The organism is Pectobacterium wasabiae CFBP 3304 (genome assembly GCF_001742185.1).
GTDB classification, from domain to species: Bacteria; Pseudomonadota; Gammaproteobacteria; order Enterobacterales; family Enterobacteriaceae; genus Pectobacterium; species Pectobacterium wasabiae.
In genome coordinates this window covers 3180085-3202805 of sequence record NZ_CP015750.1, presented here as the reverse complement: position 1 = coordinate 3202805, position 22721 = coordinate 3180085, and the positions used below count along the sequence as shown (strand labels likewise).

18 protein-coding genes and 1 pseudogene are annotated in these 22721 nt (G+C 49.1%); 6 read left to right on the top strand and 13 right to left on the bottom strand.

The window, feature by feature from the left end:
* Positions 1 to 36 precede the first annotated feature (36 nt).
* The 4 genes from glnK to A7983_RS14430 all read right to left on the bottom strand — a co-directional run bounded on the left by glnK (position 37) and on the right by A7983_RS14430 (position 5083).
* On the bottom strand, positions 37 to 375 hold the full coding sequence (gene glnK, locus A7983_RS14445; protein WP_002208627.1) for a P-II family nitrogen regulator: 339 nt from the start codon (positions 373 to 375) through the stop codon (positions 37 to 39).
* A gap of 358 nt (positions 376 to 733) precedes the next feature.
* Positions 734 to 2509: a SmdB family multidrug efflux ABC transporter permease/ATP-binding protein gene (locus A7983_RS14440; RefSeq protein WP_039477660.1), complete on the bottom strand. Its 1776-nt coding sequence runs from the start codon at positions 2507 to 2509 to the stop codon at positions 734 to 736.
* On the bottom strand, positions 2502 to 4271 hold the full coding sequence (locus A7983_RS14435) for a SmdA family multidrug ABC transporter permease/ATP-binding protein (protein ID WP_005976041.1): 1770 nt from the start codon (positions 4269 to 4271) through the stop codon (positions 2502 to 2504). The genes A7983_RS14440 and A7983_RS14435 overlap by 8 nt, the downstream gene beginning before the upstream one ends.
* A 350-nt stretch (positions 4272 to 4621) precedes the next feature.
* Complete coding sequence (locus tag A7983_RS14430; RefSeq protein WP_005976040.1) at positions 4622 to 5083, bottom strand: Lrp/AsnC family transcriptional regulator; 462 nt, start codon at positions 5081 to 5083, stop codon at positions 4622 to 4624.
* A 263-nt stretch (positions 5084 to 5346) separates the two neighbouring features.
* Between A7983_RS14430 and A7983_RS14425 the strand changes: the two genes are divergently transcribed.
* The 3 genes from A7983_RS14425 (at position 5347) to queC (ending at position 7846) form a co-directional block, all read left to right on the top strand.
* Entirely contained in the window at positions 5347 to 5790 is a 444-nt protein-coding gene (locus A7983_RS14425) for a hypothetical protein (protein WP_005976039.1), read from the top strand.
* A gap of 158 nt (positions 5791 to 5948) precedes the next feature.
* On the top strand, positions 5949 to 7025 hold the full coding sequence (locus A7983_RS14420; protein ID WP_005976037.1) for a PLP-dependent cysteine synthase family protein: 1077 nt from the start codon (positions 5949 to 5951) through the stop codon (positions 7023 to 7025).
* Positions 7026 to 7150: 125 nt separating this feature from the next.
* Positions 7151 to 7846: a 7-cyano-7-deazaguanine synthase QueC gene (queC, locus tag A7983_RS14415; protein WP_005976036.1), complete on the top strand. Its 696-nt coding sequence runs from the start codon at positions 7151 to 7153 to the stop codon at positions 7844 to 7846.
* Between the two features lie 76 nt (positions 7847 to 7922).
* Here queC and A7983_RS14410 read toward each other — a convergent pair whose 3' ends face one another.
* The 9 genes from A7983_RS14410 to bolA all read right to left on the bottom strand — a co-directional run bounded on the left by A7983_RS14410 (position 7923) and on the right by bolA (position 18741).
* On the bottom strand, positions 7923 to 8321 hold the full coding sequence (locus tag A7983_RS14410) for an acyl-CoA thioesterase (protein ID WP_005976035.1): 399 nt from the start codon (positions 8319 to 8321) through the stop codon (positions 7923 to 7925).
* 139 nt (positions 8322 to 8460) lie between these two features.
* Positions 8461 to 8826, bottom strand: a complete 366-nt coding sequence (locus A7983_RS14405; protein WP_005976034.1) for a helix-hairpin-helix domain-containing protein — start codon at positions 8824 to 8826, stop codon at positions 8461 to 8463.
* A gap of 138 nt (positions 8827 to 8964) precedes the next feature.
* Positions 8965 to 10845 (bottom strand): peptidylprolyl isomerase, encoded by a 1881-nt coding sequence (gene ppiD / locus A7983_RS14400; RefSeq protein ID WP_005976033.1) that lies wholly within the window; start codon positions 10843 to 10845, stop codon positions 8965 to 8967.
* Positions 10846 to 11180: 335 nt separating this feature from the next.
* Positions 11181 to 11453: a nucleoid-associated protein HU-beta gene (gene hupB, locus A7983_RS14395; protein ID WP_005976031.1), complete on the bottom strand. Its 273-nt coding sequence runs from the start codon at positions 11451 to 11453 to the stop codon at positions 11181 to 11183.
* Positions 11454 to 11645: 192 nt separating this feature from the next.
* Positions 11646 to 14027: an endopeptidase La gene (gene lon, locus A7983_RS14390; RefSeq protein ID WP_005976030.1), complete on the bottom strand. Its 2382-nt coding sequence runs from the start codon at positions 14025 to 14027 to the stop codon at positions 11646 to 11648.
* Positions 14028 to 14217: 190 nt separating this feature from the next.
* Entirely contained in the window at positions 14218 to 15492 is a 1275-nt protein-coding gene (gene clpX / locus A7983_RS14385; RefSeq protein ID WP_005976029.1) for an ATP-dependent protease ATP-binding subunit ClpX, read from the bottom strand.
* A gap of 162 nt (positions 15493 to 15654) precedes the next feature.
* Positions 15655 to 16278 (bottom strand): ATP-dependent Clp endopeptidase proteolytic subunit ClpP, encoded by a 624-nt coding sequence (gene clpP, locus A7983_RS14380; RefSeq protein ID WP_005976028.1) that lies wholly within the window; start codon positions 16276 to 16278, stop codon positions 15655 to 15657.
* 526 nt (positions 16279 to 16804) lie between these two features.
* Positions 16805 to 18109: a trigger factor gene (gene tig, locus A7983_RS14375; RefSeq protein WP_005976027.1), complete on the bottom strand. Its 1305-nt coding sequence runs from the start codon at positions 18107 to 18109 to the stop codon at positions 16805 to 16807.
* Between the two features lie 317 nt (positions 18110 to 18426).
* Positions 18427 to 18741 (bottom strand): transcriptional regulator BolA, encoded by a 315-nt coding sequence (gene bolA / locus A7983_RS14370; RefSeq protein ID WP_005976026.1) that lies wholly within the window; start codon positions 18739 to 18741, stop codon positions 18427 to 18429.
* A gap of 465 nt (positions 18742 to 19206) precedes the next feature.
* Here bolA and A7983_RS14365 point away from each other — a divergent pair, with 465 nt between their 5' ends.
* The 3 genes and pseudogenes from A7983_RS14365 to cyoA all read left to right on the top strand — a co-directional run bounded on the left by A7983_RS14365 (position 19207) and on the right by cyoA (position 22717).
* The gene (locus A7983_RS14365; protein WP_005976025.1) at positions 19207 to 19785 is read left to right on the top strand and encodes a lipoprotein; all 579 of its coding nucleotides are present in this window, start codon (positions 19207 to 19209) and stop codon (positions 19783 to 19785) included.
* Positions 19786 to 19844: 59 nt separating this feature from the next.
* Positions 19845 to 21331, top strand: a pseudogene (gene ampG, locus A7983_RS14360) (muropeptide MFS transporter AmpG).
* Between the two features lie 423 nt (positions 21332 to 21754).
* Positions 21755 to 22717, top strand: a complete 963-nt coding sequence (gene cyoA / locus A7983_RS14355) for a cytochrome o ubiquinol oxidase subunit II (protein ID WP_005976023.1) — start codon at positions 21755 to 21757, stop codon at positions 22715 to 22717.
* The last annotated feature ends 4 nt before the right edge of the window (positions 22718 to 22721 follow it).

Genomic DNA, 22721 nt, shown 5'->3' with positions numbered 1-22721 from the left:
CATCCATCCCTATTTACGTATCTACGTTAGGTGTTGTTAAAGTGCGGCTTCGTCAGTTTCACCCGTACGAATACGGATAACCCTTTGCAACTCGGCGACAAAAATTTTGCCATCACCAATTTTTCCGGTGTACGCGGCTTTGCTGATGACGTCGATCACTTCATCCAATTGGTCGTCTGCAATCGCGATATCAATTTTTACCTTGGGTAAAAAGTTAACGCTGTATTCTGCGCCACGGTATAGCTCCGCGTGCCCTTTCTGACGACCAAATCCTTTCACCTCAGTGACGGTGAGCCCCTGGATGCCGACAGAAGATAACGCTTCACGGACATCTTCCAGCTTGAATGGTTTTATCACCACAGTAACCAGTTTCATTTATCTTCCCCCTAGCCATTACGTTCAGGCTTTCGCCCGCCACTTGTTCGATTACGCGCTCTATGAAGTCGGTCTACGCAATGATTAAAGCAAACAGTGTGCCATAAATGATTTATCTGGCATAAATCAGGAAGGAGAACGCGATTAGAGAGAGAAAAGAGCAAAAGCAAATGCGGCAGAAAAGGAATAATGAAGAATTCGGGGCAACAATTGCACCAAATAAGTGCGCAAAGTGTATTTTCAGTGCAGCGTGAGCAAAAAGCAGAATGATGTGCTTACTGATGGTGCGAAGTCATGAACGGACTGTTGGTCTGCACTACTCGACGCGGTGCAGACCGTGGAATTACAGATAGTCGTGTTATACAGGGAAAGGCTCGATGCTGGGGGTAGCGAGATCCTCCCCGGCCAGTTGCAACTGATACATTTGATAATAACGCCCCTGCTGTTGCAGCAGTTGCTCATGCGTTCCCCGCTCAACGGTTTGTCCATGATGAAGCACCATAATCGTGTCGGCCTCAACGATGGTGGAAAGCCGGTGTGCAATGATAATTAAGGTTGTCTGTTCCCTAATGATACGCAGCGCCTTTTGCACCGCTTGCTCCGTACCCGAGTCAATATTCGCCGTCGCCTCATCGAGAATCAGGATTTTAGGCGTTTGCACCAGTACCCGCGCAATCGCCAACAGTTGCTTTTGTCCGGTAGACAGATTATTCCCCTGCTCACCTAGACGCGTATGTAATCCGTCGGGGAAATCATGAACCAGCTCAGCAAGTTGCACCACCTCCAGCACGCGCCAGACGGCCTCTTCGCTAATATCGCGCCCCAGAGTCACATTCACAAACATGGACTCCGCCAGCACTACAGGATCCTGCTGCACCATTGCCACATTTTGGCGCAAGACACTATGGGCCAACGTCGATAACGGTCGGTTATCAAGCCGAATCTCGCCCTCATCCGGGCTGTAATACCCCATAAGCAAACTAGCTAATGTGCTTTTTCCACTGCCGGTATGCCCTACCAATGCGACGAACCCACGATCGGGTATCGTCAGAGAGATATGCTGTAGCACACGTTTTTCTGTGCCATAAGAGAAAGAGACATCGTTAATATCAACACGCCCTGAGACCATAGGACGATCGTCGCTTCCGTAGCCTTGCTTTGCACCATCCATCAATTCAAAGATGCGCTCGCCAGCAACAACCGCCTGCTGCAACATCGATTGCTGGGTCGTCAACTCAATTAGCGGTTCATTCAAACGGCCAAGGTAATTGATAAAAGCATACAAAACCCCAACACCAACCGCTCCAACCGAGCTAAAACCAAACTGGATCAACAACCCGCAGAGAACCATTGCGGCAAACAGACTCAGCAGCGGCCGTAGCAAGAATCCCTCCAAACGCAAGGCCTTCATGCGCGCTTCGTAATGCTCATCGCTTGCTGCGCCGAGTTTCTTACCAAAACGCGCCTGCTGGCGGAATTGCTGAATGACGCCCATGCCATTAATCACTTCGTTGAAACCATCATTAATGTCTGCTAGATAGCGCCGAATCTTACGCACAATCGGCGTACTAAAACGGTGGTAGAGCGCCATGACCGTCGCTACTGCTGGGAAAATCATCAACGCAACCAGAGCCATTTGCCAGCTCAGGCTGAACATCGCCACCAGCATTGCCCCTACCAGGGTCGCGCTGCGTAATACCGTTGATACCACCATGACGTAGAGATCTTTAACCACCTCGGTGTCATTGGTGACACGTGAAATCAACTGCCCGACAGGTTGCGTATCAAATGTACTCAGCGGCTGACGCAAAGCCGCATCCATCACATCAATACGCAGTTGCTGCACGACGCCAACGGCGACTCGATTAAACAACAGCGTCTGGAAATAGTGCAGCGAGGCGGCCAAAATATTCAGCAAAATATAGGCCATTGCCAGACCTGCCGCAATCGCCAGCGGGAATTGGCCTTTTGCCACCAGATCGTCAATGAAATAGCTTACCAACACGGGGCCTGAGACTTCAGCAATAGCGGCAACCCACAGCATCAGGACACCGAATATCAGCGTTTTCCGCCAGGGAGAGCTATAGGCCAGCAGGCGCTTAAGAGTCGGCCAAAACGGTTGAGGGCTATTCATTTGTCGTTCCTTCTGACTGCGGTACATCATCCAGCGCGGCCTCCAACTGTTGATAACGATACATATCCCGATACCAACCGGACTGTGCCGCTAGCGTCCGATGTGTACCACGCTGTACTGTTTGCCCTTGTTGCAACACCACGATTTCATCCGCTTCGGTTAGGGCCGACAAACGATGTGCGCTGATGATCAGCGTTCGTTTCTCACCCCATGTTTTAAGATTTTGCAAAATCTGATGCTCCGTTCGTCCATCAACCGCAGACAACGCATCGTCCAGCACCAAAATCTCAGCATCTAGCAATAATGCTCGAGCAATCGCAATACGCTGTTTTTGACCACCAGATAGCATCACGCCGCGCTCGCCAACTTCTGTCTGGTAACCCTGAGGTAAACGCAAAATATCATCGTGTACGCTAGCAAGCCGCGCAGCTTGTTCAATCTCTTGCTGCGTGGCATCTGGTCGACCCAGTGCAATATTTTGTGCCACCGTATCGGAGAACAGAAAAGGCATTTGTCCCACAACGGCAAAACGACCGCGCAGTTCATCCAACCGAATGGCGCTCAATGGACGATCGTGATAACGAATATCTCCCGGGCGGCTATCAAAATGACGTAAAATCAACGCCAGCAGCGTACTTTTCCCCGATCCTGTCGGCCCGCATAATCCCAGCATATTGCCCGGTGCCAACGTAAATTGAATATTTTTTAAAGCATCACGGGTATTATCAGGGTAGTGAAACGCGGAGATATTCACCGCGAGCACGCCCCGCTCGGCAGGCAATGATTCCTCGCCGTCTTTCACCACCGATTCTTCCGCGAGTAGTTGTCGAATGCGGCCGTATGCCGCACTGCCGCGCTCAACAATATTAAACATCCAAGCCAGCGCCAGCATCGGCCATATCATCAATCCCAAATACATGACGAAACTGGTCAACAAACCTAACGTCAGCGAACCGTTGATCACCATCCAACTGCCGCCGCCAATAGCCAGCAAATTCGACAATCCGACGGCAATATAAATGGTGGGATCGAAACGAGCATCAACCCGGGCAACGTGCATGTTTTTGGCACCAGCATCTGCGGCAACTTGCGCGAAACGCGCTGATTGATAGTTTTCCAATCCAAAGGCTTTAATCATCCGGATGCTGGTCAAACTTTCCTGCGCCTGATCGTTAAGCGAAGAAAACGCCGCCTGTGCAGATTTAAAACGGTTATGCAGTTGGGTGCCGTAACGTTTGATGAAAAGTGCCATGATAGGCATCGGGAGCAGCGCTAGCAGGGTGAGCTCCCAACTAATCTGAGTACACATAACCACCAGCACAGCACAGCCCATCACCATCGAATCGACCAGCGTCAGCACCCCCTCTCCGGCAGCAAACACCACGCGATCGACATCATTAGTGGCACGCGCCATGAGATCGCCGGTACGATGACGTTGGTAAAATGCAGGATGTTGGCGACTTAACTGGCGGTAAAAATCTTCTCGTAACTCAACCGCTAGCTGGTAAGACGCACCAAACAGGAACACTCGCCACACGTAGCGCAGTAAATAGACCATGACCGCAGTCAGTAGCATCACGCCAATCCACTGCATCATTTCGGCCATCGACATACCCTGTTGTGTCACACCATCGACAATCACGCCAACCAGTTTTGGAGGCAGTAATTGCAGAATGGCAATCGCAATGAGTAGTGCGACAGCCCCCAGATAGCGACGCCATTCGCGGCGAAAATACCAACTTAGTTGAGCAAACAGTCTCACGCAGTTTTTGTTCCAATAGTCAGACGGGCCATGGCAGGCTCAGAAAAGTGATTATACAAAAAACGGATATACACTAAATAATTCAAGTTTCAGGACAAAACGTACTCGTTTTGAACAACGCTTCGCGTTGGCCCGCTAGGGCGATGCTCAGCAATGTGCATCGTAACGCGGCAAAAGAAGGAATCCCGATGAGCTTACTCAAGTAAGTGATTCGGGTGACTGACAAACCAGCCAGAGGCTAGTTTGAACGCTGCTTGCAGCGGCCCCAACGGGGCGAGCCACACGCCAGTGTATCGAGTAATGCTGCCAACGCACATGCAACTTGAAGTATGACGAGTATGGATGATGAATCACAGGGATAAAGGCAGTGCCGTGGTATGCTTGATTCGTTCCATAGCGAAACTGGATGTTACATCGACCAGCCCGGGAATACCATTCACTAACCGCTTATAAAAATCATCATAGCTTTTCATATCAGCAACCTGAACCTGCATCAGGTAATCGTATTCACCGGCCATGCGATAGAAAGCTAACACCTCCGGCATATCGGAGACCACGCGAGTAAATGTCTGATACCAGTCACGGTTATGCTGCTGCGTCTTTAATAAGACAAACGCCGTCAACCCAAGCCCCAGACGTTCATTATCTAACAGCGCCACCCGCGCCCGGATGATCCCCTCCTCTTCCAGACGCTTCAGACGTTTCCAGCACGGTGTGGATGTCAAATTAACCGCATCGGCCAACGTTTGTAGCGAAAGCGTACAGTCCTGTTGCAGCATATTCAGCAATGTGCGATCAATTTTATCCAACATAGCGCCACTCCATAGAAAATTTTCCTCTACTTTCTCCCATTAAGAGAGAAAAGTATTGTTCTTCCTACAAAAACCATCTTCAACCTTCACGGATAACAGCAGTAAATAGCCTTTGTTGCGGAAGGAAAATATAACCAACTGTATAGTATGATATTTCATTGTTTTTCACAGAAGGTGATACGATAAACGGGCTGGTTGAATTCTACGATTTATGACGATATCGACCAACAACGTATTTTATGCCAATCAGGAGTGGCGAAACGATGACAACAGATAAAAAGAGTAAATTCAGCACGATTGGGATGGTTCTTGGCGCATTGGCACTGCTTATTTCCGTCACCTACTTTTGGACAGGGCCATCAAAGCCCGAGGTTTCCATTGAAGAGCGGGTCGCAGAGAAAATTGTTTCTATCCGAGACACAACCCTAGACAGACTGATGGGGAAAGCTCCCCAGACACAGCGCCCCGAGCCATCATTCAATGAACAACGACTCGTCATTGCCGCGACATCCGCATTAGGCTGTCTCGCGATTATTTTCGCTGTTTTCGGCTTCACTCGCCGTGAATCGGCCAGATCTTGCATTAGCTCAGCAATGCTCGGCATCGCCGTAATCGCATTCCCTTTTATTATTAGTGCCATCAATATGGCATTTACTTTAATGGCTCTCGTCGCCATAGCCGCAGCCATTGCCATGATTTTTGGATAGCCACACGCCATAGAACATTAATAGAAAATAAATCCCCAAATAAACAATAAAAGGGGAAAATAATTTCATTAAATTGGTCATGAAGAGATAAAAAGATAATTTTTTTATCCTGAAAACTCGTTAATCTATTCGCATCACTGCCTAATCGAGTTTCCATCATGACCAATGCCTGGGTTAAAAATGCCATCAGCGCTATCGAAGCAGATTTTCAGCGTTCGGCTGACACACATCTTATCCGTCTGACCCTGCCGGATTACCCCGGTATTTATTTTTACCTCAAAGATGAAAGCACACATCCCAGCGGCAGCCTAAAGCATCGTCTGGCCCGCTCTTTGTTTCTCTACGGCTTGTGCAACGGCTGGGTTAAAGAAGGCACGCCAATTATCGAAGCGTCATCTGGCAGCACTGCCGTGTCAGAAGCCTATTTTGCACGCTTGCTCGGCCTACCGTTTATCGCCGTCATGCCCTCCTGCACGGCAAAAAGAAAAATCGAGCAAATCGCTTTCTATGGTGGACGCTGCCATTTTGTCGAACAGGCAGGGCAAATCTATGCAGCATCCGAACAGTTAGCACAAGAGATGAACGGCCATTATATGGATCAGTTCACCTATGCGGAACGCGCCACTGACTGGCGTGGCAATAACAATATCGCTGACAGCATTTACCGACAAATGGCACGTGAGCCGCATCCTGTACCGGACTACATCGTGATGAGCGCGGGAACGGGCGGCACGTCAGCAACGCTCGGGCGCTACATTCGCTATCAGGGGCTGGATACACAACTGGTCGTCGTCGATCCAGAAAACTCCGTCTTCTACGACTGTTACCAGAAACGGGACCGTTCTATCACTGGCCCGTGCGGTAGTCGGATAGAAGGTATTGGTCGCCCGCGGGCCGAGCCCTCTTTTATTCCTGGCGTCATTGATCGCATGATCAAAGTACCGGACGCCGCCAGCATCGCCACACTATACTGGCTGGAAAGCGTGTTAGGTCGCAAGGCAGGCGCTTCTACCGGCACCAACGTCTGGGGGATGCTGCAATTGGCCAAAGAAATGGTTAATCGTGGCCAAAAAGGCGCGATCGTAACCTTGCTATGCGACAGCGGCGAACGCTATTTGGACACCTACTACAACAGCAGTTGGGTAGAAAAAAATATCGGCGACATTACTCCTTACCTTAATACCCTGAATAGCCCGGAGATATTTCATCTAGTGCCTGAAGCTAACCTGGCGTAAGGTCCGTTTATTCGGCACGCAGCCGCAGCGCTGAATACAGACCATTTTTCAGGTAAAATAGCGGCTTTCTACCGCAGTGCATTACAAACGTATTGCGGTTAACGTCGCGTTAAGGTGAATGAAGAATGAAGCGTGCTGTTGTCGTTTTTAGCGGTGGACAAGACTCCACAACTTGCCTGATCCAAGCTCTGCAACATTATGATGATGTTCACTGCATCACCTTCGATTATGGGCAACGCCACCGTGCCGAAATTGATGTCGCTCGGGAACTGAGCCAGAAACTGGGGGCAACGGCGCATAAGGTTCTGGACGTCGGCTTGCTGAATGAACTCGCCACCAGCAGTCTGACGCGTGATAGCATCCCTGTCCCTGATTATGACGCCAATGCGCACGGTATCCCCAATACCTTCGTGCCAGGAAGAAACATTCTTTTCCTGACACTCGCTTCTATCTACGCCTATCAGGTTGGTGCAGAAGCCATCATTACCGGCGTGTGTGAGACCGACTTTTCCGGTTACCCAGATTGTCGGGACGAATTCGTCAAGGCACTGAATCAGGCCATTGTTTTAGGTATTGCCCGTAATATCCGTTTTGAAACCCCGCTGATGTGGCTCAATAAGGCTGAGACCTGGGCGCTGGCGGATTATTATCAGCAACTCAATACCGTGCGTTATCACACGCTAACCTGCTATAACGGCATCAAAGGTGATGGATGTGGCCAGTGTGCCGCCTGTCATTTACGCGCAAATGGACTCGCACAATATCAAAATGATGCCGAAACTGTGATGGCGTCACTAAAGCAGAAAGTAGGGTTACGCTGAGGCGGCACCACGCAGAACCTATACGACAAAGTAAAACCAGCAGGCCGCATCGTACAGGGGTGCCCTGCTGCCTATGCTAACAACGGATCTCGTTTAAGTGCTCCAGCAGTACTCCCTCCAGCGGCAGCGCTTTCTGCGTCAATAAATTAATGCAGACAAACGTCAGCGTGGCATCAACCACATCACTTTCATCAGACTCTCGGGTTATCTTCTGACTGATCACCCCGCTTTTCGTATTTATCTGCAGTAGCTCACTATCAATACGCAGCACATCACCGAGAACGGCAGGCTTGCGATAGTTAATATTGATATTGACCACCACGAAAGCAATATTGTTACTCTGCATCCAGCCAAAGGCAGGCAACGTTTCCAACCACTGCCAACGCGCCTCTTCCAGAAATTCCAGATAGCGCGCGTTATTAACGTGCTGATAAACATCAATGTGATAGCCACGAACGGTGATAAACGTCTGCATCGTGTGAATGCTCCTGTGACAGAATCAATAACGGGTATGATCTGATAATTAGCCTAGCAGAGGTTCGCAGCCCAGAGGAGGTGCTCGACTGGGCTGCGACTGATATCACAGTTTTAAAAGCATCACGGTTTTAAAAGCATTACAGCTTTAACCGAGGGAGATTACGCTCAACTAACGCTGCTCCGATTCCTGGAACCTCAGTTAATTGATCGATCTGGGTAAAAGGACCATTTTGTTCACGGTAGCTAACGATCGCCTCCGCCTTTTTAAGGCCGACACCGTTCATGATTTCAGCCAACTCAGCCGCCCCCGCCATATTAATGCTTACCTTATCCTCATCACCATCAGGAAGCGTTGCTTTTTCCGCTTTCTGATCTGTTGGTGCAGACTTCACCGCCGTCGCTGTACTGTCAGCGGCTTTAGGTGCCGCCTGACCCAGTAATGGCAACCCAGACAAACTCATTCCAATGATTAAGCACAGTGCTTTTATTCCTGATTTTTTCATGCTGTTTCCTCCATGTGTGTGACAGCACGGCTACCTTGCAGCAGGCCAACCAACATCGCAAACAGCAGAATTTAAATGTGGAAAAGGCCGCGAAAGCGGCCTTTGATTGTTGCAACGATTTGCAAATTTTTGCGGAGCTTATTGCTGTTCCTGCGCCGCAGCACCCATCTTGATTTTCGCTTCACTACGTAAACTGGACAGTAGAGAATCGAACAACGCGCCCAGAGAACCTTGCTGAACCTGGCTGGCAAACTGTGTTTTTTGCTCATCATTTAGCTGATGGGGCGTTACGCTATCCAGCGCAGCCAACACGATGTTACCCGCCTGATCCTGGGTAATCGTATAAGATGGCTTATCTTTCTCTGGATGCGGCATAGCAAAAATAGCCTCTGCCGTTGCATCGCCTTGAGAGATAGAAGACAGCGTTTTTGCCTGACCAAAGCTCAATCCTGCGGCTTTAAGTGCGTCGTCTTTACCTTGTTTTAGCTCAGCCAGAATTTTTTCAGCGTCTACGCGAGCCTGCTGCTCAGCCTTCTGACGTTTAAGCACCTCTACGATCTCGGTACGAACCTGATCCAGAGGACGAGTGCTTTCAGGCTTATGTTCGGTAATACGCAGAACAAAAGCACGGTCACCGTCAACGTTAATCACATCGGAGTTATTGCCCGCAGCACCATTTTCTCCCAGCAGCGCGCCACTAAAGATGGATTGCGTTACCGGCTTGAAGTTCAGTGCAGCAGGAACCTGCTCACGCGTAAACCAGTCGGTCTGCGTTGCTTTAACACCCGCAGCTTCTTCTGCTGAAGCCAGGGACTCGTTGTCATTGCTAGCCGCTTCACTCACTTTTTGTTGTAGCGCATAAAACCCATCCTGCGCTTTTTCGTGCTTCACTTTCTCAGCGATCTCAGCACGCACTTCGCTCAGCGGTTTGACCTGCTGCGGTTGAACATCATCCAGACGCACAATAAGGTAGCCAACAGAGGATTTAATTGCTGCGGAAACCTGACCTTTCTCCGTCAGTTTTGCCTGCTTAAGCTCATCAATCGTGCTGTTTTCGTCCATCCACCCCAGATCGCCACCATTACGGCGCGAAATGATGTCGGTTGATTTCTCTTTCGCCAGCGTAGCGAAATCACCACCTTGCTTCAACGCATCCAGAACAGACGTTGCATCGGTCTCATTCTTCACCTGAATGACGCTGAATTTTTTGCGTTCAGGTTGGGAATAGTCGTTCTTATTCTGCTCGTAGAAATCATTGATGGCCTTATCATCTATCTTCACACTGTCCATGATGCTTGCAGCATCCAGCGTGATATAGCTGACTTTGAATTCTTCTGGTGCGATGAAACTCCCTTTATTTTGATCGTAATAGCTCTGTACTTCATCATCAGCAACCGTCAGGGCTTTCGCCTTGGCAGCGACATCAATGGTTGCTACACGAACAACGCGATCTTGTGCAGCCAGTTTCACCAGATTATCGATCTCCTGCGGCAGCAGGAATGCGGTATTGCCAAAACCACGAATCAACTGTTGTGAAGTCAATTGCTTGCGTAACATCTGAGCATACATCTCCGGCGTTACACCAAGGCGGCGAACCTGATCTAAATATTTTTCATTATCAAAACGGTTGTTTGTCTGAAACGCGGGAACGTCAAAGATCGCCTGTCTGATTTGCTCATCGCTGATGTTCAACCCCAGCTTGTTGGCATACTGATCCAGCAAGGTTTCATCAATCAGTTGGGAGAGTGCCTGCTTACGCAATTGCTGCATGTAACCGTCATTGCTAGCCAGGATAGAGAAATTCTCTCCCAAGGCTTCCTGCTGACGACTGCGTTCGTTCTGTACCGCCTGCTCAAGCTGTCCGCGGGTAATTTCCTGCCCGTTCACCTTTGCAGCGTAATCTCCGGAACCACCAATAAGATAATCACCAACGCCAGTTAAAACGAATGATGCGATGATCAAAGCAAGAATAATTTTGAGCACGACGTTATTCGCGGCCGTACGTAAATTGTCCATCATAATGTGACAACACTCCGCTGTAGAATGGATAAAACTCCCTGCGCTGGCCGGAGCCATGCATCCTTGCGATTGCTATAGCCCAATACAAGGCTAGGGCGCACTTAAGCTTATTGCCCACCACACAACAACAGTTGCTCTGTTTAATTTAGAAAACAATGCTTGCTGTTTTAACGTCGCCTTAGCCACGTTCCGCCGTGTGTCGGGTATGTATAGTTCTATATAAATAAAAGGCACATCACAAAATGATGCGCCTCGTATCTTACCCTACCAATATCATTGCGTCAGGTATTGTTTGGCACCCAAAGTGGTTATCAACCAAACCTGTGACGTAATAATCAGTTAACGGCGTCTTTCAGCGTTTTACCAGCACGGAATCCTGGTACTTTTGCCGCAGGGATACTGATTTCCTTACCCGTTTGCGGGTTACGACCGGTACGGGCAGCACGTTCACGCACTGAGAAAGTACCAAAACCAACTAAGGCAACATCATCCCCTTCTTTCAGGGATTCGGTAACGGAACCAATAATTGCATCTAACACACGTCCTGCTGCCGCTTTGGAAATATCAGCATCTGCGGCAATTTTGTCGATCAATTGTGACTTGTTCACTCTGTCATCCCCTCTGGAATTCTCTTATCGCGCTTCAATGTCCCAAGACGCGACACGTATTATCAATACTGTCATGCTTAGCCAGTTACGGCTAAAACTAACAGTGCTCTAACTTAGCGGTACAAAAAAAAGCTGGCAAGCACGATTTCACTCACCAGCCCTGATTTTCTCAAGGGTTTTTGCGACAGGTCACTATTTTGCCTTGGCTTTGGTTCTGGCCTTAGGGGGCGAGACCACCTGGATGCCAGAAGGCGCATTCAGCAACGCTAACGCCAACACTTCCTCGATACGTTTCACCGGATGAATTTCCAGATCGGCAATCACGTTCTGTGGGATATCCTCCAGATCGCGCTTGTTATCATCTGGAATCAATACCGTCTTGATTCCACCGCGGTGTGCAGCAAGCAATTTCTCTTTCAGGCCGCCGATCGGCAATACCAAACCGCGCAGGGTAATCTCTCCCGTCATCGCCACATCCGCACGCACCGGATTGCCTGTCAGACAAGAAACCAGTGCCGTACACATAGCAATACCCGCGCTCGGCCCGTCTTTCGGCGTCGCACCTTCCGGAACGTGAACGTGAATATCACGTTTCTCATAAAAATCAGCGTTGATGCCTAATTTTTCCGCACGGGCACGAACCACGGTCAGCGCAGCCTGAATCGACTCCTGCATGACCTCGCCCAATGAACCGGTGTAGGTCAACTTACCCTTACCCGGCACACAAGCGGTTTCAATCGTCAGCAGATCGCCACCGACCTCTGTCCAAGCCAGACCTGTCACCTGCCCTACGCGATTTTCATCGTCCGCGCGACCATAGTCAAAGCGCTGTACCCCAAGAAAATCCTTAAGGTTATCGCCCGAAACCTGGATGTGCTTAGTCGATTTATCCATCAACAGCGTTTTCACTGCTTTACGGCACAGTTTGGAGATTTCACGCTCCAGGCTACGCACGCCAGCTTCACGCGTGTAATAACGGATAATACCAACAATCGCGCTGTCTTCTACCGACAATTCACCCTTTTTCAGCGCATTACGCTCGATCTGTTTCGGCACCAAATGCTGTTTGGCGATATTCAGTTTTTCATCTTCGGTATAGCCGGAAAGACGAATGACTTCCATACGGTCAAGCAACGGTGCCGGGATATTCATGGAGTTAGACGTGGCAACAAACATCACATCGGACAGATCGTAATCGACTTCCAGATAGTGATCGTTAAACGCAACGTTCTGCTCAGGATCGAGCACTTCCAACAAGGCAGAAGCCGGATCGCCACGCATGTCGGAAGACATTTTGTCGATCTCATCCAGTAGGAATAACGGGTTTTTCACACCGATTTTCGCCATTTTCTGGATCAGTTTGCCCGGCATTGAACCGATATAGGTACGGCGGTGCCCACGGATTTCCGCTTCGTCACGCACGCCCCCCAGTGCCATGCGCACATACTGGCGTCCAGTCGCTTTGGCAATCGACTGACCGAGCGACGTTTTACCCACGCCAGGAGGCCCTACCAGACACAGAATCGGCCCTCTGATCTTGCTGACACGACTCTGTACTGCGAGATATTCTAGGATACGTTCTTTGACGCGATCCAGACCATAATGGTCGGTATCCAGCATTTCCTGCGCTTTCAGCAAATCTTTTTTCACTTTGCTGCGCGCATTCCACGGCACCTGCACCATCCAGTCAATATAGCTACGCACCACCGTCGCTTCCGCCGACATTGGCGACATCATTTTCAGCTTTTGTAACTCTGCTTCGGCTTTTTCACGTGCGTCTTTCGGCATCTTTGCCGCTTCAATCTTGCGTTTTAACGCCTCGATCTCATCGGGTGCGTCATCCATCTCGCCCAACTCTTTCTGAATAGCTTTCATTTGCTCATTCAGATAGTACTCACGCTGGCTTTTTTCCATTTGTTTCTTAACGCGGCCACGGATCCGTTTTTCTACCTGCAACAGGTCAATTTCGGATTCCATCATCGCCATCAGGTACTCCAAACGTTCAGTGATGTCGAACATTTCAAGTACAGACTGCTTATCGGACAATTTCAGCGGCATGTGCGCAGCAATGGTGTCGGCTAAACGTGCAGCATCATCAATGCTGTTCAGCGATGTCAGCACTTCCGGCGGGATCTTCTTGTTCAGTTTGATGTATCCCTCAAACTGATTGATCGCCGTACGCATGAGAACTTCCTGCTCACGCTCGTCAATCGCCGGGGAATCAAGATATTCGGCGTGTGCAGCGAAATGCTCACCGCTATCAGAGAGCGTCGTAATACGCGCACGCTGTAACCCCTCGACCAGCACTTTTACCGTACCGTCAGGCAGTTTCAGCATTTGAAGAATTGAGGCTACCGTTCCTACAGAGAAAAGATCGTTAATACTTGGCTCATCCGTTGAAGCTTCTTTCTGTGCCACCAGCATGATCTTCTTGTCATGATCCATTGCGGCTTCAAGGCACCGAATCGATTTCTCCCGACCAACAAACAACGGAATGACCATGTGCGGATAAACCACCACATCGCGCAAGGGCAATACGGGGATTTCTATGCGTTCGGAACGCTCAGGGTTCATAGAGCTCTCTCTTAGTTTCGTTTCCGCCAGGTTATGGGAATCTCGTGAAACGCGGTTTTCACGGTTTCATCAAATAGGTATTTGAGTATATGGGGATAAATATCTCACATTCAACAATCAGAATACGTGTAAAAACAAATGGGGGATAAAATCCCCCATTTTTATTTTTTGATTCAGCTTGATTGATTAATTATTCGCCAGAAGCCTGCTGTGTCTCGGGCTTGCCATAGATCAGCAATGGCTCCGACTGCCCAGCAATCACAGATTCATCAATAACAACTTTATCCACACTTTCCAGCGATGGCAGATCGTACATCGTTTCCAGCAACGCGGCTTCAACAATAGAACGCAAACCACGCGCACCTGTTTTACGTACCATCGCTTTCTTCGCAATCGCCGTCAGCGCTTCATCGCGGAACTCCAACTCAACGCCTTCCAGATTGAACAGCGCCTGATACTGTTTGGTCAGCGCATTCTTCGGCTCACGCAGAATCTGAATCAACGCGTCTTCGCTCAATTCTCTCAGCGTTGCAACAACCGGTAGACGTCCAATGAACTCAGGAATCAAACCAAATTTGATCAAATCACCCGGCTCAACATGGCTCAACAGTTCGCCTTCGGTCGCTTTTTCAGCCGATCCTTTAACCGTCGCATTGAAACCAATGCCGCGACCTGTATCGGTACGCTGCTCGATTACTTTGTCCAGCCCCGCGAACGCACCACCACAGATGAAGAGGATCTTGGAGGTATCAACCTGCAAGAACTCCTGCTGCGGATGCTTGCGACCACCCTGCGGCGGAACCGCGGCAATCGTCCCTTCGATCAGCTTCAGCAGCGCCTGCTGCACGCCTTCACCAGACACATCACGGGTGATCGATGGGTTGTCTGACTTACGAGAAATCTTGTCGATTTCATCGATATAGACAATCCCACGCTGCGCTTTCTGCACATCATAATCGCACTTCTGCAGCAGCTTCTGAATGATGTTTTCAACGTCTTCACCGACGTAACCCGCTTCAGTCAGCGTGGTCGCATCCGCCATGGTGAACGGGACATCTAAGAAGCGCGCCAGCGTTTCGGCCAACAGCGTTTTACCGCTCCCTGTCGGACCGATCAGCAGGATGTTACTTTTACCCAGTTCGATCCCGTTGCTGCTGTCACCATTACGCAAGCGTTTATAGTGGTTATAGACCGCAACGGCCAACACCTTTTTGGCCTGCTCTTGGCCAATGACGTAATCGTCAAGGTGGTGGCGAATTTCGTGTGGCGTCGGCAACGCACTGCGCTCACGGTGGGGCGCTACTTCCTTAATTTCTTCGCGAATAATGTCGTTACACAAGTCAACACATTCATCGCAGATATACACCGACGGCCCGGCAATCAGCTTACGCACTTCATGCTGGCTTTTGCCGCAAAAAGAGCAGTACAGTAACTTTCCTGAACCGTCTTTGCGCTTATCTGTCATGAGTCAAACCTCTTTTCATCTTTTGCCCGCAGGCCAACCACAGCGATACCGCTACAACGAACGCCGATACTTATAGCCAATACACGTAAAATAACTTCGCACAACAGACTATCGGTCGAACACTGAGTTTTAGCCATATCAGACCGCTAATATGGCGAATAATTACCCACGGTTAGTGAATACGGAGTCTACCAAACCGTATTCTACTGCCTCACTTGCAGAGAGGAAACGATCGCGCTCCGTGTCTCTCTCTATCGCTTCAAGAGGTTGCCCCGAGTGTTTCGCCATCAGCTCATTCATTTTGGCTTTCACTTTCAGTATTTCTTTGGCATGGATTTCAATATCCGTTGCCTGCCCCTGGAAACCGCCCAGCGGCTGGTGAATCATGACGCGCGAGTTAGGCAAGCAAATACGTTTGCCTTTGGCACCTGCCGTCAGCAGGAACGCGCCCATTGAACAAGCCTGTCCCATACAGATCGTGCTGACATCTGGCTTGATAAACTGCATGGTATCGTAAATGGACATACCCGCAGTAATAACGCCACCGGGTGAGTTAATGTACAGATAAATGTCTTTTTCTGGGTTTTCGGCTTCCAGAAACAGCATCTGTGCCACAACCAGATTCGCCATGTAATCTTCCACCTGACCAGTCAGGAAGATTATCCGTTCTTTTAGCAGACGGGAATAGATATCGTAAGAACGTTCCCCACGCGAGGTCTGTTCAACCACCATCGGCACTAACGCCATATGAGGTGCTTGCCTTTCTTGTTCGCCACTGTATGACATTCACGTCTCCTAGATAAAATGCGTCCGGCACTCTTATTGCGTTGTTCAATCATTGCATTGCTCAATTCTACTAGAGATAGGAGGGGATGACTATGGAACCCTGCCCTACTCCGCCCCTGAGCCCCTGTTGAACAACCCAACAGCCGATAATCTTTACCTGCTGTGCCAACTTTTCCTCTTCAATGAGTGGGGGCACATACATTGTATTTCAAGCTTACACTATCAATCGCTCTGTATTAAAGAGCCAATTATTTTATTATTAACACGTTATCGGCACAGTAAATCTGTGGTTTAACTCTTTGCCTGACCTGATAAATTCTTCGCTGAGTTAATAGTAGTGCAATTTCAGGCAATCATGCCTTGAGTCTTCTCGGCGGGAATAGCGGAGATAATGTAGCGTCCAAACGCTAATCATCTGCATCAAGATGGCATAAAACTATAAGCAAAAAGCCCGCGCCATAAGGCACGGGCTTTTAATAGGGAACTATCCCCGCTACACAATAAGCGATGTTGAGATCAACAAGGCTTATGCCGTAGTCGTTTGGTTCATCAGTTCGTTGAAGCTTACTGATTTCTCAACCACTTTCGCTTTGGCAAGCACAGTTTCTACCGCTTGCTCTTCCAGCGCGACGTTACGCATGTTGTTCAGCAGCTCTTTATTCTTGCTGTAGAACTCGATAACTTCTTGCGGATCTTCGTAAGCAGAAGCCATCTCTTCGATCAGTGCATTAACGCGTGCTTCGTCAGCTTTCAGCTCATTGCTGCTGATGACTTCGCCCAGCAGCAGACCGATCACAACACGGCGTTTAGCTTGCTCTTCGAACAGCTCGCGCGGTAACTCCAGCGCTTGCTTCTCGTTGCCACCAAAACGCTGTGCAGCCTGACGGCGAAGAACATCAATTTCGCCATCGATCAGAGCAACAGGCACTTCGATGTCGTTTGCGCCGATCAGCCCGTCCAGAACCTGAGTTTTCACACGGTTACGCACCGCGCCTTTCAGCTCACGTTCCATATTTTTACGAACTTCAGCACGCAGACCTTCCTGAGAACCATCAGCCACGCCGAAACGCTTGATGAATTCTTCAGTCAGTTCAGGCAGCTCACGCTCTTCAACTTTCTTCAGGACGATAGCGAACTGAGCCGCTTTTCCTTTCAGGTTTTCAGCGTGGTAATCTTCTGGGAAGTTCACGTTGATCGTGAATTCTTCGCCCGCTTTATGCCCAACGATGCCATCTTCAAAGCCTGGGATCATGCGATTCTGGCCCATTGCCAGAACAAAGTCGGATGCTTCTCCGCCTTCGAAAACTTCACCGTCAATAGAGCCAGTGAAATCGATAGTGGCACGATCTTCCGCCGCCGCAGCGCCGTCAGTTTCTTTCCAGGTAGCCTGTTGCTTACGCAGCGTGTCCAGCATGGTATCAACGTCAGCGTCAGTCACTTCAACAACTGGTTTTTCAACTTCGATTGCATCCAGACCTTTCAGTTCGACTTCTGGGTATACATCAAACTCAACAGAGTAAGTGAAGTCGCCACCGACAGCGTATTCGCCAGGGATATAGTTAGGCGCGCCAACCGGATTAATCTTTTCTTTGATGATAGCGTCAACAAAGTTGCGCTGCATCAGGTCACCCAATACGTCCTGACGCACAGAGGCACCATAACGTTGAGCAACAACATTCATCGGCACTTTGCCTTTACGAAAACCGTCAATACGTACTTTTTTGGCCGCGTTGACCAGTTCGCTCTTCACCGCACTCTCAATGATGTCAGCAGCAACGGTAATCGTTACGCGACGTCCCAGACCTTGAGTGGTTTCAACTGAAACTTGCATCTTGTTACCTCAAAAAATCACAGTGATCGGTCAACCCCAAAACTATTCTCGCGACGAAAAACCCTCACGACAGCAAGACTAATTTAGACGGCTGGCACCAAGGCGCACAGCTCGAATCAACCTCGCAGAACCGGGAAATTGCCAACCCCGTCCTTGTAGTCAGAAGCGTCCCGAATACATTCAGGAAAAATAGACGCAGCATTATAGCGATATAGAGAGGATGAGTCGAGAACGGCAGGCGGTCTATTACAGCAATGGATTCACACTTTTTGTCAGTAACCCGCTCCGATATACCAGGAACGGGTCATATTCATGACTTAAGAAAGAATGCCAGCCCCACCACAGGGAGGTGAAGAAGGGACTGCGTTTTGCAAGCTGATCCACTCTTTTGCCGTGTACGTATGGAGCGCTAACGCATGCACAGAGCCTGCAAGCTCCGTGGCCAGTACAGCATAGACTGAGCGGTGTCGCCCAATCACGCGTTCGCCCGTGAATTTATCGCTAACCAGTACAACTTTAAAATGGCTTTCTGCCCCCGCAGGTACGTTGTGACGATAGCTTTCATCAATCACCTCTAAATGAACGGGTTCAAAACCCACACGCAGCTTTTCTTCTATCGTTTCACGCATCATACGGCTACCCTTTTGGCTTGGGGAAAAATTGATATCAACGCGACATAACTATCGTTCACCGATGCCCAAATCATTATATACCCGTCATACTTCAAGCCGCATGCGCGTTGGCTACGTTCACATACTCGGCCCGTCGTGAGCCTTGCCCTAGCGGGCCAACGCTTTGCGTTGTTCAAAACGCTAACGTTCTGTCATGCAACTCGAATTATTTAGTGTATAACCTTAGCGTTTTTCCACGCTGTTATGCGCAAAAACGGCCTAGTAAAGAGGAAAAATGTTCGCAACAGGCTGATATGTCATCGACGGGCTTGATGTGATAAAACGTTTTTTTCATGTCAAAAGCATGAAAAAGATAAGTTTCAGGACAATTTACCTACTATCTGCTCTTTTTCCTGCCAGTGGCGATGATATGATATCAACAATATTTGTCAGCTCACCACACTAATCATTACTGAGAAAATACGAATGTTAAAAAAATTATTTTTCCCTCTTCTGGCCATTGTCCTGCTTGCCGGGTGTGCAGCAAAAAGCAACACGCTGAACATCACCCCCCAAATTAGCCTGCCTTCTCAGGACCCGACGCTGATGGGCGTAACAATTAGCATCAATGGTGCAGACCAGCGTGCCGATCAGGCTCTAGCGAAAGTGAATCGCGACGGCCAACTGCTTACGCTGACACCTTCCCGCGATCTGCGTTTCTTGCTGCAAGAAGCGCTGGAAAAACAAATGACCACGCGGGGTTATATGATCGGAACTGGCGGCCCAGTAGCCTTACAGATCGTGGTTAACCACCTGTACGCCGATGTCTCCGAAGGCAACCTGCGCTACAACATCACGACCAAAGCGGATATCTCCATTATTTCTCAAGCAGCAAATGGCAACAAACAGGTGAAAAACTACCGCTCAACCTATAACGTCCAGGGCGCGTTTACCGCCAACAATCAAAACATCACCAATGCGGTTAACACAGTGTTAGGCGATGTCATCAACGACATGGCGCAAGACACCACCGTAAGTACGTTTATCAAAGAAAACGCCCGTTAATTTCTGCACGCCGCTTCCCTTGCTCCTGATTTCTCACGGAGCAAGGGAAAGGATCCCTCATGCTTAGTCGCATCATTACTTTGTTCAGCCAACGTAATTCGCTTTTTATGCTATTGCTTGGCTTCGCTTCCGGTTTGCCTCTGGCTCTGACATCCGGCACGCTGCAAGCGTGGATGACCATCGAAAACGTCGATCTGAAAACCATTGGTTTTTTCTCTTTGGTTGGCCAAGCCTACGTATTCAAGTTCCTGTGGTCCCCCTGATGGACCGCTATACTCCACCGTTTCTTGGCCGACGCCGCGGCTGGCTGATTCTCAGTCAACTTCTGCTGATTGCTGCGATTATTGGTATGGGGTTTATGAATCCGGCACGCGATCTCTGGTGGCTGGCCGCGCTGGCAGTTCTGGTCGCGTTCTGCTCCGCGTCTCAGGATATTGTTTTTGATGCCTATAAGACGGATTTACTTCCCCCTGAAGAACGAGGCACAGGTGCGGCTACCTCAGTATTAGGCTATCGAATTGCCATGCTGGTTTCTGGCGGATTAGCACTGTGGATGGCCGATCGCTACCTCGGCTGGCAGTCAACCTATTGGTTAATGGCCGGGTTAATGCTAATCGGTGTATTCGCCACGCTATTCGCCCCCGAGCCATTGAATAGCCAGCCCGCGCCGCGCACCATGGAGCAAGCGATTGTTGCCCCACTGCGCGATTTCTTCGAACGCAACAACGCCTGGCTCATTCTTCTGTTGATCGTGTTATACAAACTCGGTGATGCTTTTGCGATCAGTCTGACGACGACCTTCCTGATACGCGGCGTTGGTTTCAATGCCGGCGATGTCGGGCTGGTTAACAAAACGCTTGGACTCTTCGCCACCATTGTTGGCGCGATTTATGGCGGTTTACTCATGCAGCGGCTCTCATTGTTCAGAGCGCTGATGCTGTTTGGCATCCTTCAAGCGGTTTCCAATGCAGGATACTGGCTGCTGGCTATCACGGATAAAAGCCTGCTCACCATGGCCAGCGCGGTTTTCCTGGAAAACCTCTGTGGTGGGATGGGCACGGCAGCGTTTGTCGCCCTGTTGATGACGCTGTGTAATAAATCATTTTCGGCCACACAATTTGCCCTACTTTCTGCCCTTGCGGCTGTCGGACGGGTTTACGTTGGCCCTATTGCTGGCTGGTTTGTCGAATCCTACGGCTGGGCATGGTTCTATCTGTTCTCGATTTTTGCTGCATTACCAGGCCTGGCGATCCTAATGATTTGCCGCGAGACGCTGGAATTCACCCAGAAAACAGACACCTTTCAGTTACGCACACACTTCCAGAATTATTACGAAAAAGCCTTACGTGTGTTAGGGCTAGGGGTGATATTACTGGCGCTGTGGCTCATCTTGCTCATCAGTAATACGCTGGCGTGGTCTTCATTGCCGCTGTTGGCGGAATATCTGCTCGCCGCAGGCGGCGCACTCGCCCTGCTGGGCATTTTCTTCGGTAGTCTGCTGGACTATTTGTCACTCAGGCGAACGTCCAAGTCGTCCGTACACTAACTGATATTCGTTCAGGCAGCGCTTTTGCTGCCTGAACCTATTACACCATTCCTTTATTTAATTATTTTTTTCATAATTATCTTGCTAGAGGAAATTTTATTTCCTCGTAAAATCTCTCCAGAACTAATTTCATTCGTTATCAAAAACACAGATTGGGCAAAAATCCCGCCAAACTAAAAATAGAAAATAAGCGTTACGGCAAGTTGTAATTTCTTATTATCCATCCATACTCTCATCTGGGTAGCTACTTAATTTGCTGTTTTTCAATATCATTTTTATTTTAGCTATCTTTGTGACATTAAGGGCAAAAAACGGCAACAATCGGCTGACATAACCTTAATCATGTTTACAGTGCAGTAACCTTCCCGTAAAATGCCCGCTCGCATGAAATGACAATAGAGCCCTTGTTATTGAGGTCGCTAGATGAGACTCAAGAAATACAATAAAATTTTTGGGATGCTGTCTTTATTTGCAGCCACTGCTCTGCTGAGCGGTTGCGATATGGCGCTGATGAACCCCAAAGGAGAGATCGGGTTAGAACAACGATCGCTAATACTGACTGCCATCGGGCTGATGTTGATCGTTGTGATCCCCGTTATCGTTATGACGATAGCTTTTGCCTGGAAGTTCCGTGCTTCCAATGAAAAGGCAAAATATACCCCGAACTGGTCACACTCCAATAAGATAGAAGCAGTAGTTTGGACTGTACCAATTATCATTATCGTTATTCTTGGCACGATTACCTGGAAGACGACTCACTCGCTTGATCCGTACAAGCCGCTGGTATCAGACGTCAAACCTATCAATGTCGAAGTCGTTTCGCTTGACTGGAAATGGTTGTTTGTTTACCCGGACCTTGGTATCGCTACGGTTAACGAATTGGCTTTCCCTGCCAACGTGCCTGTTGCATTCAAGATCACATCCGACTCAGTGATGAACTCCTTCTTCATCCCTCGTCTTGGTGGACAGATTTACGCCATGGCTGGAATGCAGACGAAGCTCCATTTAATCGCTAATGAACCGGGCAAATATGACGGTATCTCTGGCGGTTATAGTGGTAAAGGCTTCTCTGGTATGAAGTTCACCGCGATTGCCACACCAACCCAACAGGAATTCGATCAGTGGGTTGCGAACGTTCGTGCGTCCGCCAAGACACTGAATAGCATGGATGAATTCAATACGTTGGCTAAGCCAAGTGAATTCCATCCTATCGAATACTTCTCCAGTGTCCAGCCGGATTTGTTCAATAATATTATTCGCAAATTCATAGGCAACGACATGAACATGCAACATCATGGTGAAGGCATGAAGCCCGATGAAAACATGCAACATGGTGAGGGTATGAACATGGGCGAGCATAGCTCGCACAAAGGAGCCGAGGGATAATACG

Excerpts from the sequence above, each read along its gene's own strand:
- clpX (WP_005976029.1), bottom strand. The coding sequence starts at position 15,492 with ATGACAGATAAGCGCAAAGACGGTTCAGGAAAGTTACTGTACTGCTCT.
- A7983_RS14430 (WP_005976040.1), bottom strand. The coding sequence starts at position 5,083 with ATGTTGGATAAAATTGATCGCACATTGCTGAATATGCTGCAACAGGAC.
- ppiD (WP_005976033.1), bottom strand. The coding sequence starts at position 10,845 with ATGATGGACAATTTACGTACGGCCGCGAATAACGTCGTGCTCAAAATT.
- queC (WP_005976036.1), top strand. The coding sequence starts at position 7,151 with ATGAAGCGTGCTGTTGTCGTTTTTAGCGGTGGACAAGACTCCACAACT.
- A7983_RS14420 (WP_005976037.1), top strand. The coding sequence starts at position 5,949 with ATGACCAATGCCTGGGTTAAAAATGCCATCAGCGCTATCGAAGCAGAT.
- A7983_RS14365 (WP_005976025.1), top strand. The coding sequence starts at position 19,207 with ATGTTAAAAAAATTATTTTTCCCTCTTCTGGCCATTGTCCTGCTTGCC.
- A7983_RS14410 (WP_005976035.1), bottom strand. The coding sequence starts at position 8,321 with ATGCAGACGTTTATCACCGTTCGTGGCTATCACATTGATGTTTATCAG.
- glnK (WP_002208627.1), bottom strand. The coding sequence starts at position 375 with ATGAAACTGGTTACTGTGGTGATAAAACCATTCAAGCTGGAAGATGTC.
- A7983_RS14440 (WP_039477660.1), bottom strand. The coding sequence starts at position 2,509 with ATGAATAGCCCTCAACCGTTTTGGCCGACTCTTAAGCGCCTGCTGGCC.
- lon (WP_005976030.1), bottom strand. The coding sequence starts at position 14,027 with ATGAACCCTGAGCGTTCCGAACGCATAGAAATCCCCGTATTGCCCTTG.
- bolA (WP_005976026.1), bottom strand. The coding sequence starts at position 18,741 with ATGATGCGTGAAACGATAGAAGAAAAGCTGCGTGTGGGTTTTGAACCC.
- cyoA (WP_005976023.1), top strand. The coding sequence starts at position 21,755 with ATGAGACTCAAGAAATACAATAAAATTTTTGGGATGCTGTCTTTATTT.
- clpP (WP_005976028.1), bottom strand. The coding sequence starts at position 16,278 with ATGTCATACAGTGGCGAACAAGAAAGGCAAGCACCTCATATGGCGTTA.
- A7983_RS14405 (WP_005976034.1), bottom strand. The coding sequence starts at position 8,826 with ATGAAAAAATCAGGAATAAAAGCACTGTGCTTAATCATTGGAATGAGT.
- A7983_RS14425 (WP_005976039.1), top strand. The coding sequence starts at position 5,347 with ATGACAACAGATAAAAAGAGTAAATTCAGCACGATTGGGATGGTTCTT.
- tig (WP_005976027.1), bottom strand. The coding sequence starts at position 18,109 with ATGCAAGTTTCAGTTGAAACCACTCAAGGTCTGGGACGTCGCGTAACG.